Source organism: Sphingomonas sp. (genome assembly GCF_965227385.1).
In the GTDB taxonomy this organism is placed as follows: Bacteria; Pseudomonadota; Alphaproteobacteria; order Sphingomonadales; family Sphingomonadaceae; genus Sphingomonas.
Genome location: NZ_OZ245750.1, coordinates 1174440 through 1192915 on the forward strand (window position 1 = coordinate 1174440; position 18476 = coordinate 1192915).

Annotated in this window: 17 protein-coding genes; 7 read left to right on the forward strand and 10 right to left on the reverse strand. The window is 66.5% G+C overall.

The features are described 5' to 3' along the window. The first annotated feature begins 48 nt into the window (after positions 1–48). Positions 49–2139: a transglycosylase domain-containing protein gene (locus tag ACO05N_RS05770; protein ID WP_422058711.1), complete on the forward strand. Its 2091-nt coding sequence runs from the start codon at positions 49–51 to the stop codon at positions 2137–2139. Here ACO05N_RS05770 and ACO05N_RS05775 read toward each other — a convergent pair. From ACO05N_RS05775 to ACO05N_RS05805, 7 genes are all read right to left on the reverse strand, one after another. Further along, positions 2136–2837, reverse strand: coding sequence for an SDR family NAD(P)-dependent oxidoreductase (locus ACO05N_RS05775; protein ID WP_422056219.1), 702 nt, complete (start codon positions 2835–2837; stop codon positions 2136–2138). The two genes, ACO05N_RS05770 and ACO05N_RS05775, sit on opposite strands and share 4 nt — an antisense overlap. Next, positions 2834–3502 (reverse strand): glutathione S-transferase family protein, encoded by a 669-nt coding sequence (locus ACO05N_RS05780; RefSeq protein ID WP_224922132.1) that lies wholly within the window; start codon positions 3500–3502, stop codon positions 2834–2836. The genes ACO05N_RS05775 and ACO05N_RS05780 overlap by 4 nt, the downstream gene beginning before the upstream one ends. An 86-nt stretch (positions 3503–3588) precedes the next feature. Beyond that, positions 3589–8061 (reverse strand): glutamate synthase large subunit, encoded by a 4473-nt coding sequence (gltB, locus tag ACO05N_RS05785; RefSeq protein ID WP_422058712.1) that lies wholly within the window; start codon positions 8059–8061, stop codon positions 3589–3591. Positions 8062–8099: 38 nt separating this feature from the next. Continuing rightward, positions 8100–8672 (reverse strand): DUF2059 domain-containing protein, encoded by a 573-nt coding sequence (locus ACO05N_RS05790; protein WP_422056220.1) that lies wholly within the window; start codon positions 8670–8672, stop codon positions 8100–8102. Then, on the reverse strand, positions 8669–10117 hold the full coding sequence (locus ACO05N_RS05795) for an NAD(P)-dependent oxidoreductase (RefSeq protein WP_422056221.1): 1449 nt from the start codon (positions 10115–10117) through the stop codon (positions 8669–8671). The genes ACO05N_RS05790 and ACO05N_RS05795 overlap by 4 nt, the downstream gene beginning before the upstream one ends. A gap of 141 nt (positions 10118–10258) precedes the next feature. Next, the gene (locus ACO05N_RS05800) at positions 10259–11059 is read right to left on the reverse strand and encodes an undecaprenyl-diphosphate phosphatase (protein WP_422056222.1); all 801 of its coding nucleotides are present in this window, start codon (positions 11057–11059) and stop codon (positions 10259–10261) included. 55 nt (positions 11060–11114) lie between these two features. Further along, positions 11115–12044 (reverse strand): complex I NDUFA9 subunit family protein, encoded by a 930-nt coding sequence (locus ACO05N_RS05805; protein WP_422058713.1) that lies wholly within the window; start codon positions 12042–12044, stop codon positions 11115–11117. Positions 12045–12163: 119 nt separating this feature from the next. Between ACO05N_RS05805 and pdxH the strand changes: the two genes are divergently transcribed. Together pdxH and ACO05N_RS05815 are read left to right on the forward strand one after the other, a co-directional pair. Further along, complete coding sequence (pdxH, locus tag ACO05N_RS05810) at positions 12164–12742, forward strand: pyridoxamine 5'-phosphate oxidase (RefSeq protein ID WP_422056223.1); 579 nt, start codon at positions 12164–12166, stop codon at positions 12740–12742. Further along, complete coding sequence (locus ACO05N_RS05815) at positions 12739–13647, forward strand: cation diffusion facilitator family transporter (protein WP_422056224.1); 909 nt, start codon at positions 12739–12741, stop codon at positions 13645–13647. Before pdxH ends, ACO05N_RS05815 begins: the two co-directional genes overlap by 4 nt. Here the strand turns inward: ACO05N_RS05815 and mnmA are convergent. After that, on the reverse strand, positions 13644–14753 hold the full coding sequence (gene mnmA, locus ACO05N_RS05820) for a tRNA 2-thiouridine(34) synthase MnmA (protein ID WP_422056225.1): 1110 nt from the start codon (positions 14751–14753) through the stop codon (positions 13644–13646). The two genes, ACO05N_RS05815 and mnmA, sit on opposite strands and share 4 nt — an antisense overlap. 114 nt (positions 14754–14867) lie before the next feature. On the opposite strand from mnmA, the gene ACO05N_RS05825 reads away from it, so the two are divergent. The 3 genes from ACO05N_RS05825 to ACO05N_RS05835 all read left to right on the forward strand — a co-directional run bounded on the left by ACO05N_RS05825 (position 14868) and on the right by ACO05N_RS05835 (position 15896). Continuing rightward, positions 14868–15092 (forward strand): hypothetical protein, encoded by a 225-nt coding sequence (locus ACO05N_RS05825; RefSeq protein WP_422056226.1) that lies wholly within the window; start codon positions 14868–14870, stop codon positions 15090–15092. Positions 15093–15192: 100 nt separating this feature from the next. Then, positions 15193–15492, forward strand: a complete 300-nt coding sequence (locus tag ACO05N_RS05830) for a DUF1153 domain-containing protein (RefSeq protein ID WP_422056227.1) — start codon at positions 15193–15195, stop codon at positions 15490–15492. Between the two features lie 143 nt (positions 15493–15635). Further along, the gene (locus ACO05N_RS05835; protein WP_066658922.1) at positions 15636–15896 is read left to right on the forward strand and encodes a GlsB/YeaQ/YmgE family stress response membrane protein; all 261 of its coding nucleotides are present in this window, start codon (positions 15636–15638) and stop codon (positions 15894–15896) included. 59 nt (positions 15897–15955) lie between these two features. Here the strand turns inward: ACO05N_RS05835 and ACO05N_RS05840 are convergent, their stop codons facing one another. Both ACO05N_RS05840 and ACO05N_RS05845 read right to left on the reverse strand, forming a co-directional pair. Further along, entirely contained in the window at positions 15956–16666 is a 711-nt protein-coding gene (locus ACO05N_RS05840; protein WP_422056228.1) for an SIMPL domain-containing protein, read from the reverse strand. Between the two features lie 88 nt (positions 16667–16754). Continuing rightward, complete coding sequence (locus tag ACO05N_RS05845) at positions 16755–17015, reverse strand: GlsB/YeaQ/YmgE family stress response membrane protein (protein ID WP_294018209.1); 261 nt, start codon at positions 17013–17015, stop codon at positions 16755–16757. A gap of 238 nt (positions 17016–17253) precedes the next feature. On the opposite strand from ACO05N_RS05845, the gene ACO05N_RS05850 reads away from it, so the two are divergent. Continuing rightward, positions 17254–18474 carry an efflux RND transporter periplasmic adaptor subunit gene (locus ACO05N_RS05850; protein ID WP_422056229.1) on the forward strand — a complete coding sequence of 407 codons (1221 nt, stop codon included), beginning with the start codon at positions 17254–17256 and terminating at the stop codon, positions 18472–18474. The last annotated feature ends 2 nt before the right edge of the window (positions 18475–18476 follow it).

The following is an 18476-nucleotide window of genomic DNA, read 5'->3' on the forward strand; positions in this document are numbered from 1 at the left end:
ATCAGCTTGCTCAAACTGTTATATCGGCGTAATACAGTGTCCGGCTCCATGCGATACGACACTCTTTACCCCGAAATTCCGGACGCGCGCGGTCCTGCGGCTCAGCCTCAGCCGGCCGGCGCCGGCGGCTCGGGTCCTCCGCTGGGCGACTATACGGTCAACCTGCCGGTCATCGTGCGCCGGCGGAAATGGCGCTGGTTACCGCGCGTCCTCGCGCTGCTGATCCTGCTGTTTATCGCTGCGGTCGCGTGGCTGGTATGGACCGCCCCGCTTTCCAAGTCGCTCGAACCCCCGGTTCCGCCCTCGATCACCCTGCTGTCGGCAGAGGGGACGCCGATTGCCCGCACCGGGGCGGTGGTGGGGAAGCCGGTCGATGTCACGACGTTGCCCGACCATGTCGTCGAGGCGTTCATCGCGGTCGAGGATCGCCGCTTCCAGTCGCACTGGGGCGTCGACCCGCGCGGAATCCTGCGCGCCTTCGTCAACAACATGTTCACCGACAATGGCCGTCAGGGTGGCAGCACGATCACCCAGCAGCTGGCCAAGAATGCGTTCCTCAGCTCCGACCGCACCTTCGGCCGCAAGTTTCAGGAAGTGCTGATCGCCTTTTGGCTGGAGGCATGGCTGACCAAGGACGAGATCCTCTCGCGCTACCTCTCCAACGTCTATTTCGGCGACAACCAGTACGGCCTCGACGCCGCCGCGCGCCATTATTTCAGCCGTCCGGCGACCGACCTGACCACCGCGCAGGCGGCGATGCTGGCCGGACTGGTCAAGGCGCCGTCGCGGCTCGCTCCGTCGAGCAACCTGTCCGGCGCGCGGGAGCGTCAGGCGGTGGTTGTGCAGACGATGGTCGATGCCGGCTTCCTGACCGAGGCGGAGGGCAAGGCGGTGCAGCCCGCGCGCCTGCGTTTGTCCAAGGTCAAGACGTTGCCCAGCGGCACCTATTTCGCCGACTGGGTCCTGCCTCAGGCGCGCGACCGGTCGGGCGAGATTGCCACCAACCAGACCGTGACGACGACGCTGGAGGCGCGGATGCAGCGCGCCGCCGAACGCGCGGTACGCAATGCGGCGCTGCGCAAGGCCCAGGTTGCGATCGTCGCGATGCGCCCCGATGGTCGCGTGATCGCCATGGTCGGCGGCAAGAATTACGCGGCATCGCCGTTCAACCGCGCCACCCAGGCGCAGCGCCAGCCGGGGTCGACCTTCAAACTGTTCGTTTATCTCGCCGCTTTGCGCTCCGGAATGACGCCGGATTCGATCGTTCGCGATGAGCCGATCACGATTGGCGACTGGAGCCCGAAGAACAGCGACGGGCGCTATCGCGGCCCGATCACGCTGCGCGAGGCGTTCGCCCGGTCGAGCAATGTCGCCGCCGCGCGGTTGACCCAGCGGGTCGGTGTGCCGGCGGTGATCCGGGCCGCCCGCGATCTGGGGATCACCAGTGCGATCCCGAACGAAGCGTCGATTGCGCTCGGCACGTCGAGCGTGTCGCTGCTGGAACTGACCGCCGCTTACGCCGCCATCGCCAGTGGCACCGCTCCGGTCCGTCCGCGTGGGCTGACTGATGCGGACGAACCGGGCTGGGCGGAGCGGCTGACGGGCTCGACACACTCGCTGTCGCGCCGCGAACTCGATGGCATGCGGGAACTGCTGGCCGCGACGGTAGCGGGTGGCACCGGTCGCTCGGCCGCGCTCGCCGTCGATACGTTCGGCAAGACCGGGACGACGCAGGACAATCGCGATGCCCTGTTCCTTGGCTATGCCGACGGGATCATCACCGGCGTATGGATGGGCAATGACGACAACAGCCCCAATGCCGGGCTTGCGGGCGGTGGCGCCCCGGCGCGGGTGTGGCGCGATTTCATGAGCCAGGCGCTGGGAGTCGCCGCGCTGCCCCGGCCCGAGCCGGTGGTCGAGAATATCGGCGACGCGCTGGTCGAGGATCCGGAGAACTTCATCGACGAAGGCGTCGAGTTCGAAGGCAGCTTCGGCGACCGCGACCTTGGCGTCCGCGTCAATCGCGACGGCAGCATCGAGGTGACCCGCACACGCCGTGAAGGGCCGATCGAGGAGGAAACCATCGACGAACCGCGCGATCGTGCGCGGCGCGAGCCGGTGCCCGAAGACGAGTTCTAGGCGGGAATCTCGACCCCGTCCCAGGCGAAGCACTTCCCGCTATCGACCGGCTTCAGCCCTTCGATTACGTCGAGCAGCTGCAGCGCGGCGCGTTCGGGGTCGAACAGCTTGCCCGGCGCGACCGTGCCGCGAAACGGCTGCGACAGCTGCGTATCGACCGTTCCGGGGTGCAGCCCGACCACGATCGACCGATCGTTGCGGCGCGCGGCGTCGATCGCGAAGTTGCGGATCAGCATGTTGAGCGCCGCCTTCGACGCACGATAGCCGTGCCATCCGCCCAGCCGGTTGTCGCCGATGCTCCCCACTCGCGCCGACAGCGCCGCGAACACCGGCGTGCCGGTGCGCGGGAGCAGCGGAAGGAAATGCTTGGCGACCAGCGCGGGGCCGATCGTGTTGATCGCGAACACGCGCGCCAACCAGTCGGGGTCGATGTCGCGCAGTGCCTTTTCCGGCCCGCGCTCGCCCTCGCCCAAGATGCCCGTCGCGACGAACACCAGCGACGGTGGCGGCCCGGCGGCCACCAGCGCGGCGGCGGCTTCGATGCTCGCCTCATCGGTCAGGTCCAGATGCGCGTCCCCGGCCAACGACCGACCGAAGCGCCAGACCTTGGCGTAGGTCGCTTCCTCATCCAGCGCCTCGGCGAACGCGCCGCCGATCCCGCCGGTCGCGCCGATCACCACCGCGCTTGCCGTACTCACAGGTCGAGCTTCTCGTAATCCGACGGCGGGTTGATCCCCTCCATTCGCTCGGCAAGCAGCGGACGGAAGCTCGGGCGGCTCTTCATGCCGACATACCAGCGCTTGGCCTGCTCATGGCTCTTCCAGTCGATCCCGCCGAGATAATCGGCAACGCTGATCTGCGCCGCGGCGGCCAGATCGGCGAGGCTCATCGTCGCACCGCCCAGCCAGGTGCGATGATCGAGCAGGAAATCGATATAGTCGAGATGCGCGACCGCCGCCTTCATCGCCTCGCGCAACGCGCCGCTGTCTGGCGTGGCGCGCTGGACGATGCGCTTGATCATCCGCTCGTTGAGCAAGGGTCCGGTAATGTCGCGGAAAAACTGATTGTCGAACCAGCTGACCAGTCGCCGGATCTCCGCGCGGTCGGCGGCGGTGCCGTTGAGCAGGGCGGCCTTGCTCACCGTCTCCTCGAAAAACTCGCAGATCGCGACCGAATCGATCAGCACGACGCCGCGATCGTCCGCCATCACCGGGGTCTGTCCGGCGGGGTTCATGTCGAGAAACTCGTCGCGCCGGGCCCAAGGCGATTCGCGGACCGGCTCATAGCCGACGCCCTTCTCACCCAGGACGAGCCGCACCTTGCGCGAGAAGGGGCACAGGGGGAATTGGTAAAGCTGCCACATGCCGACCGGCATAGGCCCGGCGGGCGGGGGGCGGCAAGGGACGCGATCAAATTCCTCCCCCAGCAAACTGGGGGAGGAATCGAGGACTACTCTGCCGCGACCATCTCCACGCTGTCATCCAACGGATGCGCCAGCCGGGTCAGCATCTCCTTGGGCACGACCTGCCAGAACTTGCCGCGCACCCGCTCCCAATCCTCGATCAGTCCGGTCGACCATTTGCTGTCGGTCGCCTCGGCATGGTCGGTGACCAGGTTCTTGAGCACCGCTTCCCAGTGCAGCGACGACAGCCGCTGCCACACGATGCTCTCGCCATTGGCGCGCGCGTCGAACGTGCCGCTTTCGTCATAGATGAACGCCATGCCGCCGGTCATCCCCGCGCCGAAATTCGCGCCGACCTCGCCCAGTACCACCGCGACACCGCCGGTCATATATTCGCAGCCATTGGCGCCGCAGCCTTCGACCACCACCTGCGCGCCCGAGTTGCGGACGGCGAAGCGCTCGCCGGCCTGACCTGCCGCGAACAGCCGGCCCGAGGTCGCGCCGTAGAGCACGGTGTTGCCGATGATCGTGTTGTCTTGGCTGGCGAGCGGCGAGCTGACCAGCGGGCGGACGATGATGGTGCCGCCCGACAGGCCCTTGCCGACATAGTCGTTGGCGTCGCCGAACACTTCCAGCGTCACGCCCTTGCACAGGAACGCGCCGAGCGACTGGCCGGCCGATCCGCGCAGGCGGATCTGGACGTGACCATCGTTGAGCTTCGACATGCCGAAGGTCTTGGTGATCTCGCTCGACAGCCGGGTGCCGACCGCGCGGTGGGTGTTGCGGACATTATAGGCGAGCTGCATCTTTTCGCCGCGCTCGAACACCGCCTTCGCGTCGGCGATGATCTGCGCGTCGAGGCTGTCCGGCACCGCGTTGCGCCACGTCGACAGGCTGAAGCGCCGCTCGCTCTCGTCCGCGTCGACCTTGGCCAAGATCGGGTTGAGGTCGAGATCGTCGAGATGCTCGGCACCGCGGCTGACCTGACGGAGCAATTCGGTGCGGCCGATCACCTCGTCCAGGCTCTTGCAGCCGAGCTTGGCGAGAATCTCGCGCACTTCCTCGGCGATGAAGGTCATCAGATTGATGACCTTTTCCGGCGATCCGGTGAACTTCTGGCGCAGCCGCTCGTCCTGCGTGCACACGCCGACCGGGCAGGTGTTGCTGTGGCACTGGCGCACCATGATGCAGCCCATCGCCACCAGGCTGAGCGTTCCGATGCCGAACTCCTCCGCGCCCAGGATCGCGGCAATCACGATGTCGCGCCCGGTCTTGAGCCCGCCATCGGTGCGCAGCCGAACCCGGCCGCGCAGGCCATTGAGGGTCAGCGTCTGGTTGACCTCGCTCAGCCCCATTTCCCACGGCGTACCGGCGTACTTTACCGAAGTCTGTGGGCTCGCGCCGGTGCCGCCGACATGGCCGGCGACCAGGATCACGTCGGCATGCGCCTTGGCCACGCCCGCCGCGACCGTGCCGATGCCCGCGCTGCTGACCAGCTTGACGCAGACCCGCGCGCGCGGGTTGATCTGCTTGAGGTCGTAGATGAGCTGCGCCAGATCCTCGATCGAGTAGATGTCGTGGTGCGGCGGGGGCGAGATCAGCGTCACGCCCGGCGTCGAATGGCGCAGCCGCGCGATGAACTCGGTCACCTTGAAACCGGGCAGCTGCCCGCCCTCACCGGGCTTGGCGCCCTGCGCGACCTTGATCTCGACCTCTTCACACGCGCCGAGATATTCGGCGGTGACGCCGAAGCGACCGGACGCGATCTGCTTGATCGAGCTGTTGGCGTTGTCGCCATTGGCATAGGGCTTGTAGCGGATCGAATCCTCGCCACCCTCGCCCGACACCGCCTTGGCGCCGATGCGGTTCATCGCGATCGCCAGCGTCTCATGCGCCTCGGGCGACAGCGCGCCGAGGCTCATGCCCGGCGTCACGAAGCGCTTGCGGATTTCGGTGATCGCCTCGACCTGGTCGATCGCAACGCCCTCGGTCGGGAAGTTGAACTCCAGCAGGTCGCGCAGATAGACCGGCGGCAAATCGCGCACGCCGCGCGAGAATTGCAGATAGGTCGAATAGCTGTCGGTCGCCACGGCGGTCTGCAGCGTGTGCATCAGCTGCGCGCTATAGGCATGCGTCTCGCCGCCATGGCGTTGGCGGTAGAACCCGCCGATCGGCAGCGTCGCGACCGCGCTGTCGTAGGCGGCGTCGTGGCGCATCGTCGCGTTGAGGTGCAGCGAGGCATAGCCCTCGCCCGAAATCTTGGCCGGCATGCCCGGGAAGAAGTCGTTGACCAGCGCGCGGCTGAGCCCGACCGCTTCGAAATTATAGCCGCCACGATAGCTGGAGATCACCGCGATCCCCATCTTCGACATGATCTTGAGCAGGCCTTCGTCGATCGCCTTGCGATGGTTCTTCAGGCATTGCTCGAACGACAGGTCGCCGAACAGGCCGCGCGCATGGCGGTCGGCAATCGCCGCTTCGGCCAGATAGGCGTTCACCGTGGTCGCGCCGACGCCGATCAGCACCGCATAATAATGGGTGTCGAGGCATTCGGCGGTGCGGATGTTGACGCTGGCGTATGAGCGCAACCCCTTGCGCACGAGGTGGGTGTGCACCGCCGCCGCCGCCAGCACGCCGGCAATGGCGATGCGGCCCGGCCCGACGGCCTCATCGGTCAGAAAAATCTCGGTCTTGCCCGCGCGCACCGCCTGTTCGGCCTGCAGCCGGATATCGGCGATTGCCGCGCGCAGCGTCTCCGGCCCGCCACCGGCGGGAAAGCTGTAATCGATCTCCGCCGCCTGAGCGCCGAAATAGCGCTTCAGCCGCGCCCAGTCGCCATTGGTCAGCACCGGGCTTTCCAGCACCAGCACCTTGTTCGCGGTCTGCGCAGTATCGAGGATGTTGGCGAGGTTGCCGAACCGCGTCTTGAGCGACATCACGTGCCGCTCGCGCAAGCTGTCGATCGGCGGATTGGTCACCTGGCTGAAGTTCTGGCGGAAGAACTGGCTGATCAGGCGCGGCTTGTCGCTGATCACAGCCAGCGGCGTGTCGTCGCCCATCGACCCGACCGCTTCCTTGGCGTCGGTCACCATCGGCGACAGGATCAGCTCCATGTCCTCCAGCGTCTGCCCGGCCGCGACCTGGCGGCGGGTCAGTTCGGCGCGGGTCCATGCCGGCGTTGCGTCCGCCGCTTCGGGCAGATCGTCGATCCCCATGAACTCGCCGATCATCGAAGCGTAATCATATTCCCCGGCGATCCGGTCTTTTACCTCGCCATCGGTGTAGAAGCGGCCTTCGTCCAGATCGACCGCGATCATCTGGCCCGGCCCCAGCCGACCCTTGGCGACGACGGTCGCTTCGGGGATCTGCACCATGCCCGTCTCCGAACCGACGACCAGCAGGCCGTCGGCAGTGCGGGTGTAGCGCAGTGGACGCAGCGCGTTGCGGTCGACGCCGGCCACCGCCCAGCGGCCATCGGTCATCGCGAGCGCCGCGGGACCGTCCCACGGCTCCATCACGCTGGCGAGATACTTGTACATCGCCAGATGCTTATCCGGCATCGCGTCGATCGCCTGCCACGCTTCGGGCACCAGCATCAGCTTGGCCGTCGGCGCGTCGCGGCCGGAGCGACAGATTGCCTCGAACACGGCGTCGAGTGCAGCGGTATCGGACGCGCCCGCCGGGATCACCGGCTTGATGTCCTCCGAATGCTCGCCGAACGCGGTCGCCGCCATCTTGATCTCGTGGCTGAGCATCCAGTTCTTGTTGCCGCGGATCGTGTTGATCTCGCCATTATGGGCGAGGCAGCGGAACGGCTGCGCCAGCCACCATTGCGGAAAGGTGTTGGTCGAATAGCGCTGGTGGAAGATCGCGACGCGGCTGACGAAGCGTTCGTCGCGCAGGTCGGGATAGAATTCCGACAGCGATTCCGCGAGGAACAGCCCCTTGTAGATGATCGACCGGCACGACAGCGAGCAGATGTAGAAACCGCTGATCTGCGCCGCAATGATCCGCTTCTCGATGCGACGACGGACGAGGTAGAGGTTCTTCTCGAACTCCGCCGCGCTCTGTTCGTCCGGCATCGGCCCGGCGATCATGATCTGCTCGATCTCCGGCCGGGTCGCCTGCGCCTTTTGCCCGATGACCGAGACATCGACCGGCACCTGGCGCCAGCCATAGATGGTGTAGCCCGCATCGATCAGCACGCTTTCGACGATCGTGCGGCACGCCTCCTGCGCGCCCAGATCGACGCGCGGCATGAAGATCATGCCGACCGCAAGCCGGTTGGGCAGCACGCGATGCCCGCTCGCGAGCACGGCATCGTCAAAGAAGCGCAGCGGCAGGTCGACATGCAGCCCGGCGCCGTCGCCGGTCTTGCCATCGGCATCGACCGCGCCGCGATGCCACACGGCCTTCAACGCATCGATCGCACCCTGCACCACGCGGCGCGACGGCTGTCCATCGATCGCCGCGACCATGCCCACGCCACAGGCGTCGCCCTCGAACTCGGGGCGGTACATGCCTTCAGCGGCGAGGCGTTCGCGTTCGGATTCGTAGATCACTTGTTCGACTTTCCTGTGAGATCCGCTTCCAGCTTTTCGAGATCCTTTTCCCCGTCCGCCATCGACCTCTCCATCAATCGACGCTGCCAACCCAAAAGCTCCGGGTCTGCGGGGATCTTCATGCTCTCGTCCATGTAGAGCCGCCCGGTCGGCGTGCTGAAGAACGCGGTGATCTCATCAAGTTGCGCAACCGTGAAACGGCGCGCGTAGGCGCGCTCCATGATGGCGAACATGCCGGGCAGCTCGGTCTGTAGAAGTTGAATCGTCTTCTTCTGCTGCGTGGCAAAGAAGGCGTCGAGCGTTGCTTTCGCCTTGGGATCGGCGGCCAATGCCGTTTGAATGTCGGGCCGCGAGAGCAGCGCCTGCTGCATGTTCGCGAGCATCGGGTTTAGCATCGCTTCAAACATGGCGCTGCGCTGTGCCGGCGGCATCATTGCCTCAACCGTTCGCTTCGCGGCGGCAAGGTGTGCGGGATCGACTGCGGGCGCAGGAGTGGCCGCCGTGGTCGTCTGGGCGAGGGCGTGGCCTCCGATGGTCAGCGCAAGCGCGAAGGCAAATGGGCGGATCATGCCGCAACCTTTCCAACCGAAGCCATCTTCTGTGCCTTCAGCCACGCATGCATCCGCTCGCTGACATCGCGGCCGTCGCGGATTGCCTGCACCACCAGGCTCGCGCCCTTGACGATGTCGCCGGCGGCGAAGACGCCGTCGAGGTTGCTCATCATCGTGCGCGCATCGGTGCGGACGGTGCCCCAGCGGGTGACGCCCAGTTCGGGCGCGTTGAAGAGTACTGGCAGGTCCTCGGGGTCGAAGCCGAGCGCCTTGATCACCAGATCGGCGGGGACGTCGAACTTCGCCTCGGGATCGGGCTCGGGCGCGCGGCGGCCGCTGGCGTCGGGGGCGCCGAGGCGCATGCCGACGGCCTTGACCGCAGTCACCTGATCGCCGCCCTCGAATGCCTCGGGGGCGGAGAGCCAGACGAATTCGACACCTTCCTCCTCGGCATTGGCGGTTTCGCGCTGGCTGCCCGGCATGTTGGCGCGGTCGCGGCGATACAGGCACTTCACCGATTCCGCTCCCTGGCGGATCGCGGTGCGGACACAGTCCATTGCGGTGTCGCCGCCGCCGATCACGACGACATTCTTGCCCGCGGCGTTGAGGCTGCCATCCTCGAACGCCGGGACGCTGTCGCCAAAGCTCTTGCGGTTCGACGCGATGAGGTAATCGAGTGCATCGACCACGCCGTTCGCGCCGATGCCCGGCGCCTTGATCGCGCGCGGCTTGTACACGCCGGTCGCGATCAGCAGCGCGTCATGCTTGTGGCGCAGCTGCTCCAGCGTCGCGTCCTTGCCGACATCGAAGCCGAGGTGAAAGACGATGCCGCCCGCCGCCAGCCGGTCGGTCCGGCGCGTGACGACGTGCTTCTCCAGCTTGAAGCCGGGGATGCCATAGGTCAGCAGCCCGCCCGCGCGATCGTGGCGGTCATAGACATGGACCTCATAGCCCAGCACGCGCAGATATTCGGCCGCCGTAAGACCCGCCGGGCCCGCGCCGATGACGCCGACCGACTGGCCGCGCGCGGGGCCGGGCTGCAGCGGTTCGACCCAGCCTTCCTCCCACGCCGTATCGGTGATGAACTTTTCGACCGACCCGATCGTGACTGTGCCGTGGCCCGAGGATTCGATGACGCAATTGCCCTCGCACAGCCGGTCCTGCGGACAGATGCGGCCGCAAATCTCGGGCATGGTCGAGGTGCTGTTGGACAGCTCATAGGCTTCGCGCAGCCGTCCTTCGGCGGTCAGGCGCAGCCAATCGGGGATATGGTTGTGCAGCGGGCAGTGTACCGTGCAGTACGGCACGCCGCATTGCGAGCAGCGCCCGGCCTGATCCTCGGCACTAGGCGGCGCGTAGCGCTCCGCGATTTCACGAAAATCCTGCGCACGCAGGTCTGGATCGCGCTTCGGCGGAAACGCCTGCGCACGATCGACGAATTGAAGCATCACATCCTTGCCCATACGGCCCGGATGACAGCATTTTATTCCCGAGTCACGCAAAAATGGAGTGATAGGACAGCTGCGCTTACCTATTATTCCGCCGTCCCGGCCTTAGCATGCAATATTGTGTAATTTCATTTCAATGATATAGCCGATACGGTCCTATCGCAGCGAAAGGAATAAGATCGCGACTGCACCCAGCGCGATTCGATACAAGGCGAAGGGCGCAAAACCGAACCGGCCGACGATTTTGACGAACGCCTTCACCACCAGCAGCGCAACGATGAACGACACGCCAAGGCCGATCGCGATCCCGCCCAGATCATCGGCGTTCAGCAGGTCGCGATCCTTGTACAGCGAATAGGCCGTCGCACCCGCCATGGTCGGCACCGCGAGGAAGAAGCTGAACTCGGCCGCCGTCTTGCGCTCCACGCCCATCAGCAAGGCGCCCATGATCGTCGCGCCCGACCGGCTGACGCCCGGGATCATTGCGATGCACTGCACCAGGCCGATCGCGACCGCGGTGGGCAGCGGCATCGTCTCGACCCGCTCGACCTTCACCACCTTGACCATCCGCTCGATCACCAGGATCGCGATGCCGCCGACAATCAGCGCGACCGCGACGGTCATCGGCGACTGGATCAGCTGGCGAATTCCCTCATAAGCGACCGCGCCGATCAGCATCGCGGGCAGAAAACCGATCAGAATGTTGCGCGTGAACCAGATCGCCTCGCGCTCCCCCCGCAACAGGCCCATGCCGATTCCCCAGAAGCGCCGCCAATAGGCGACCAGTACCGCCAGGATTGCGCCCAGCTGGATCGCGACCTTGAACGCGACCGATCCTTCGCCGGTAAAGCCGAGCAGCTCGCTCGCCAGGATCAGATGCCCGGTCGACGACACGGGCAGGAATTCGGTCAGACCCTCGATGATGCCGAGGATGATGTAGATCGCGATGTCGCCCACGGCGCGCTCCCCCTGCCGGGTGTGCCCGGTCGTTCAACTGTGCCGGATGTGGCGGTCAGGCGTGGCGCGCGTCGGCGAACCGCCCATGCTTGCGATACTGGACCAGCCAGTGCGGCGCGACCGCGCCCAGCGGAGTCGGCGCGATGTCGAATGCCGCCAGGCCTTCGCCCGATGCGACATTGTCCTGCTGCAGCATCAGCCACTGGTCCCAGCTGATCGGCGCACCCGGCAGGAAACCGAGCGATGCCAGCGCTGCACCGGCGAAGTCGGGCAGCTCGACCACCGGCTTGTCGCGCCCGATCGCGCCCAGCAGCCAGTTATGGAACTGGGTAAAGGTCAGCACGTCCGGCCCGCCCAGCTCGATCGTCTGGCCGGCATAGCGCGCCGGCTCGGCGATCGCGCGCGTCACGGCCTGCGCGACATCCGCGACCCAGACCGGCTGGATCTTGGTCCCGCCCTTGAGCACGGGGACCACCGGCAGCGACGCGGCGAGCGCGGCGAAGCGGTTCACGAACTGATCCTCGCGCCCGAACATCAGGCTGGGGCGCAGGACCGTGGCGGTGGGGAAGGCGGCAAGGACAGCCGACTCGCCATCGCCCTTCGACCGGCCATAGGCCGAGGGCGAGTTGCTATCGGCGCCGATCGCGGACATCTGCACGAAGCTGGTCGCGCCAGCCTCGGCGGCGGCCTTGGCGGCATTGCCCGATCCGCGCGCATTGACGAGGTCCATGCGGCTGCCGAACACCCCCACCAGATTGACCACGGCGTCCGATCCAGCGACCGCGCGCGCCAGGCTGTCGGGGCGCGTCACATCGGCGACAACAAACTGCGTCTGGCCCAGGCCGCCCAGCGGCCTCAGGAACCATGCCGCGCGGGGATCGCGCTGCGCGATCCGCACCCGCGCCCCGGCCTTGAGCAGGCTCTGCGCGATATAGCGTCCGGCGAAACCGCCGCCGCCGATCAACGTCACCAGCTTGTCCTTCATCGCGTCCTCGAACAATTTGACCAAAGCCTGCGCTCCCCATGCCGCGCGATGCACCAAAGGGCAATGCCGGGATCGCCGTTCCCCCTCCCGCTTGGCGCGGCAAAGGTCTATGGCGGGGCATGACCGACGATCCCTTTGCCCTGTTCGATGCCTGGTACCGTGAGGCGCGGACGACCGAGATCAACGATTCCAACGCGATGGCACTGGCGACGGTGAGCGCCGATGGCCAGCCATCGGTACGCATGGTGCTGCTCAAAGGGCACGGGCCAGAAGGCTTCACTTTCTATACCAATCGCGAGGGGCGCAAGGCGGGCGAGCTGGAAGCCGTCCCGCGCGCGGCATTGCTGTTCCACTGGAAGTCGCTGCGCCGGCAAATCCGTATCGAAGGGCCGGTAAGCCGGGTGACCGACGCCGAATCCGACGCCTATTTTGCTACGCGCAGCCGCGACTCGCAGCTGGGCGCCTGGGCCAGCGACCAGTCGCGCCCGCTGCCCGATCGCGCGACGTTCGAAGCGCGCTTTGCGCAGGTGCAGGCGCGGTTCGAGGGCGTAGACGTGCCGCGCCCGCCGCATTGGGGCGGCTATCGCGTCACGCCGCAACGGATCGAATTCTGGATGGATCGCGAACACCGCCTGCATGAGCGCCGCGTATTCGTCCGCAATGGTGACAGCTGGGACGAAGGCTTGCTGTACCCATGAGCGCCACCCCGACCCGGGCGGCGATTGCCAGCGTCTGTGCGGCGCTGCTGCTCGGCGGGCTCAAGGCCTATGCTGCATGGACCACCGGATCGGTGACAATGCTGGCAAGCCTGTCGGATTCGGTGCTCGACCTGATCGCCTCGCTGGTGACCTTGGCCGGCGTGCGTATCGCTGCCCAACCGGCGGATGCGAAGCACCGCTTCGGTCATGGCAAGGCCGAGGCGCTGGCGGCATTGTTTCAGGTCTTGCTGATCTCGGCCTCCGCCACCTTCATCGCGGTGCGCGCGATCGAGCGGCTAGCGAGCGGCGAGGTGGCCGCCGATCCCGAGGCCGGGATCGTGGTGTCGGTGATCGCGATCGGCGTGACGCTGCTGCTGACCGCCTATCAGGCGCGCGCCATCGCGGCGAGCGGATCGATCGCGATCCGCACCGACCGGCTGCATTACCAGTCGGACCTGCTGCTCAATTCCGGGGTGATCGCCGCGCTCGTCCTCGAATCGGTGCTGCATCTGCGCGGCGCCGACCCGCTGTTCGGCATTGGCATCGCGCTATGGCTGCTCTGGGGCGCGTGGCACGCGGCGATCGAAGCGATCGGCCAGCTGATGGACCGCGAATGGCCGGAGGAGAAGCGCCGTGCCTTCATCGCCTGCGCGGCGGCGATCCCGGGTTTCGAAAGTCTGCACGATCTGCGCACGCGCACCAGCGGGTCGCAGGACTTTGCGCAATTCCATATCCATGTCCCCGCGACGATGACCGTGGCCGAGGCGCATGACGTGGTCGAAGCCATCGAAGCGCGACTCGAAGCCGAGTTTCCCGGCACCGAGATCCTGATCCATGTCGATCCGGAGGGGCAGGTCGATCGTCCCGGCGAGCCCTTGCGCGAGGCGAACGAGCTGAAGGGTTAGGCCGCGACCATCTCCGCGCGCTCGGTTTCGGCGATCCAGCCACCGCCGAGCACGCGTTCGCCCGCGTAGAGCACCGCCGCCTGGCCCGGCGCGACGCCATATTCGGGCGCGTCGAATACCACCCGGTCGCCCTCCAGCCGCGCCGGAACTGGGCGCGCCATCGACCGGACCTTGGCGGTCAGCGGGCCCTTATACTCTCCGCCGATCCAGTTGAGCCCCTCGATCCGAGCAGCGCTGACCGCGAGCGCGGACTTGGGACCGACCACCACATCGCGCGTCGCAGGGTCCAGTCGCAGAACGTAGAGCGGCTCGGGGCTGCCTCCGATTTCCAGGCCGCGGCGCTGTCCGACGGTAAAGTGGATCAGGCCCTTGTGCACGCCCAGCTTGTTGCCCGCCTCGTCGACGATCGCCCCGGCGGTGTCGGCTTCGGGCCGCAGCTTCCTGACCAGCGTCGCATAATCGCCATCGGGGACGAAACAGATGTCTTGGCTGTCGGGCTTGCCCGCGACGCCTAGGCCGATCTCCGCCGCAATCTCGCGCACGCGCGCCTTCGGCAGGCCACCCAACGGAAAGCGCAGGAAATCGAGCTGCGCGCCGGTGGTCGCGAACAGGAAATAGCTCTGGTCGCGCGCCGGGTCGGCGCCCTTGTGCAGTTCCGGCCCCTCCGGCCCCGCGACCCGCTGAACATAGTGGCCGGTGGCGAGGCAGTCGGCGCCGAGATCGCGGGCCAGCGCAAACAGGTCGGTGAATTTCGGCCCCATATTGCATTTGACGCACGGGATCGGCGTGCGCCCCGCCAGATAGGTGTCGGCGAAATTGTCGATCACCGTCTCGCGAAAGCTGCTTTCATGGTCGAACACATAATGCGCGATGCCGAGGCGATCGCACACGGCGCGCGCGTCGCGGATATCGCGGCCCGCGCAGCAGCTCCCCGCGCGCCCGACAGCTTCGCCATGATCGTAAAGCTGCAGCGTGACGCCGATCGTCTCGGCGCCGGTGCGCGCGGCGAGCGCTGCCACCACCGAACTATCGACGCCGCCCGACATGGCGACGACGATCCGCCGCTTCTCGAGCGGTCCGGTCAGCTGAAAATCTCCGGCAAACATGGCCGCGCACATAGGGGTTTCACGGGGGCGATGCAAAATCGCTGTATTTACCGGGCTTTCAGCCTTCGCGGTTAAACGGAGTCGGATGAGTTCGACCGATGACAGCAGGCTCCAGTGGATCTGAGCTTCCGATTCGACCGCGACGTCGCGGCGACGCCGATCGCTGCGCCGGTCGCGGTGTTGCTGGCAGCGGCTGCGGTGCGCCAGTCGGCAAGCCCGACTGCACAACTGCAATTCCGGCTCGACCGGCTGGCACCGGCGCACGGGTTGCTGGCGCCGCCGCACGGCGCGTTCAGCCTGGCGGCCGAACGCGCGCTAACCCGGTGGAAACGCCGATGAACGCGCCGTTTACCGTGCCGTTTAGGCGAAGCGAAATCCGCGGACGTTATGACGGGCTTCAGACGCAGTTGGGGACCCCCCGCCCTGATCGAGGTATTGAATGATTGAGAACCAGAAGATCCGCCCGGCAAAGGTGATCGGTCCGCTCGGCGAGCCGCTGACGCTGGATTCGCTCCCGCCGCCCGAGACGACCCGCTGGGTCGTGCGCCGCAAAGCCGAGGTGGTCGCGGCGGTCAATGGCGGCCTGCTGACGATCGACGAGGTGTGCGAACGTTACAGTCTGACCGTGGAGGAATTCGCGGGATGGCAGCGTGCGATCGACCGGTCGGGCATGCCCGGACTGCGCGTCACGCGGATCCAGCATTACAAGTCGCTCTACGAGCGACAGCAGAAATATTGAGGATCGGCCGATAGTTGGCCGCTCCTGTTACTGTCTCTCCCATCCGCCCGCGCCTCAAAACGCGGGCGGAACCATATTCGGCACTGGCGCGTCTTCGCTTCACATAGTCCGCGCGGCTTGCGGACGTCACAGTGGAGGAAGTTATGGACCTGGTTGGACTGATTGTCTGGCTCGTGATCGGCGGCGTGGTCGGCTGGCTCGCCAGCCTGGTGATGCGCACCGATGCTCAGCAGGGCATTTTGCTCAACATCGTCGTCGGCATCGTCGGCGCCTTCATCGGCGGCCTGCTGTTCGGCGGCTCGATCAACAGCGCGATCACCGTAATGACCTTCGTGTCGTCGCTGGTCGGCGCGATCATCCTGCTCGCGATCGTCAATCTGGTACGTCGCGGCTCGGTGCGTTAACGCCTACAGTCGGATTCGAGTGAAAAGGGGCCGTCCCGGCTGGGGCGGCCCCTTTTTCGTTACTTGAGCAGAAAGCGGATGCGGACGGTTGCGTTGACCTGCTGTTCGCCCGGCGCAATCTGGGTTGCATCCTTGGCCTCGGCCCGGACCATCATCTGCGGCACCGGTCCCGGCGCGCCGCCGTCGCTGCCTTCGCTGACCATCAGGATGCGGTCGATCCGCATCCCAAGCGCCCGTGCATAGAGGTCGGCGCGGGCGCGGGCGCGTTTCACTGCATCAACCCGGGCTTCGTCCATCGCCCCGTCGATCGCATCGATGGTCAGGCTGGGCCCGTCGATCTGGTTCGCGCCCTGCTTGACGAGCGTATCAAGGATCGTGCCGCTCCGCGCGATGTCGCGGAACTTCACCGATACGCTATTGCTCGCCTGATAGCCGGTGATGACCGGCGGCTGATTTTCGGCATAGCGATATTGCGGGCTGAGCGAGATCGTCGCGGTCTGGATGTCGCGATCCGCGATGCCCGCCCCCTTCAGCGCCGCCAGCACCGATGCCATTTGTCGCGCATTGGCGGACAGCGCTTCGGCTGCAGTCGCGCCCTGACTGACGACGCCGGCGCGGATCACCGCGACATCGGGGACGCGATTGACCCGGCCCTCCGCCACGACGTCGAGCAGCGTGCCCTCGCTGACGGTTGCGGTCGGCGCGGTCTGCGCGGTGGCGGCGAGCGGCAGGCTTGCAGCAAGTGCGGCGGCGCTCAACAGTCGGATCATCTAGTCAGGCCTTTCAACATAAAATTGTCCCGCCGCTGCTTAGGGCAGGGCGGGACAACCGGGGCTGAACGCCCCTTGCAGCATGCGTTCAGCGCGTGCGGCGAGTCATTACGAGCCGATAGAGTGCCAGCAACACGACGGCACCGACCGTGGCGGCAATATAGCTGTTTAGGGTGCTGGTCAGGTCGACCCCGATCGACGGCGCGACGAACCCGGCCAACAATGCTCCGGCGATGCCGATCAGGATGGTGACGATGATACCGCCCGGATCCTTGCCCGGCATGATTAGCTTGCCAAGGACGCCGGCCACCAGGCCGATCAGGATCCAACCGAGAATTCCTTCGGGCATGCTTTCCTCCTGTAGTCGTCTCCGTCCCCCGATCAGGCTGGAGCCAGCGGAAGATTGCATGATGAACGGGGCGCTGAATACCCCCATTTGCAACTGACTTGAGCTTGCGCGAAATGATCAAAACGGGCATTTGCCGCGCGCCTCAAAACTGCCCTTGAGGCAAGTGACTTATTCAGATAATACAGCGCGACGGGGAGGACCCGCGCCGGTCGTTGGCCGGGGGTAAAAGAGGTCGCGCATGAATTACGAGGCTCGGATGTTCGGTGGGGAAGAACGGCTCGCTTTGGCGGGTGAAGGCGAAAAGCGGTCGCGGCGCAAATGGGCGATCATTGCGGGGGTCATCGCGCTCGTCGTGATCGTGGCGGCGTATTTTGCCTTTGGCTCGGGCGGGGCGGACGAAAAGGCCGAGCCGGCCAAGGCGGGCGCTGCTGGCGCAGCCACGGGCGGTACGGGCGGTGATCGCCAGCTTCCGACCGTCACCGTCGCAGTCCCGGGCCGCAGCACCATCACCAGCGTGATCACCGGAAACGGCTCGCTCGCGGCACGGCGCGAAATGCCGGTGGGCGTCGCCGGTGAAGGCGGCATGGTCACGCGCGTGCTGGTTGAGCCGGGCGACTGGGTCAATGCCGGTCAGGTGCTCGCCACCGTCGACCGCTCGGTTCAGAGCCAGACTGCCCAGTCGCAGGCGGCGAGCATCCGCGTTGCGCAGGCCGACCTCAGCATCGCCCAGGCCGAACTCGATCGGGCACAGCAGCTGCTCGCGCGCGGGTTCGTGTCCAAGGCGGACATCGATCGCAAGACCGCGACCCGCGACGCAGCCGCGGCGCGCGTGCGCGTCGCCCAGTCGCAGCTGTCGGAGACTCAGGCGCGCAACCGCCGCCTCGACATCCGCTCGCCCGCTGCGGGCCTGGTGCTCACCCGCGCGGTCGAACCGGGTCAGATCATCAGCTCGGGCTCCGGCGCGCTGTTCCGCGTTGCTCAGGGTGGCCAGATGGAATTGCGCACGCAGCTGAGCGAAGCGGATCTCCAGCGCATCCCGGTCGGCGCGCGCGCCGAGGTGACGCCGGTCGGCACCGACCGCAGCTTCACCGGTGAAGTGTGGCAGGTCTCGCCGGTGATCGACCCGCAGACGCGGCAGGGCGTTGCGCGCGTCGCATTGTCGTTCGACCGGGCGCTGCGCCCCGGCGGCTTTGCCTCGGCGCGGATCAATGCGGGCGGCGCCGTCGCCCCGCTGCTGCCGCAATCGGCGATTCAGAGCGATGCCAAGGGCAATTTCGTTTACATCCTTAATGCCAAGGACGAGGCTGAGCGCCGCAACGTGACCACCGGTGACGTGTCGGATGCGGGGGTCGCGATCACCGCCGGCCTGACGGGCACCGAACGGGTGGTGCTGACCGCGGGCGCGTTCCTCAACCCGGGACAGAAGGTCAAGCCGAACCTCACCACGCTGAAGCGTTAAGG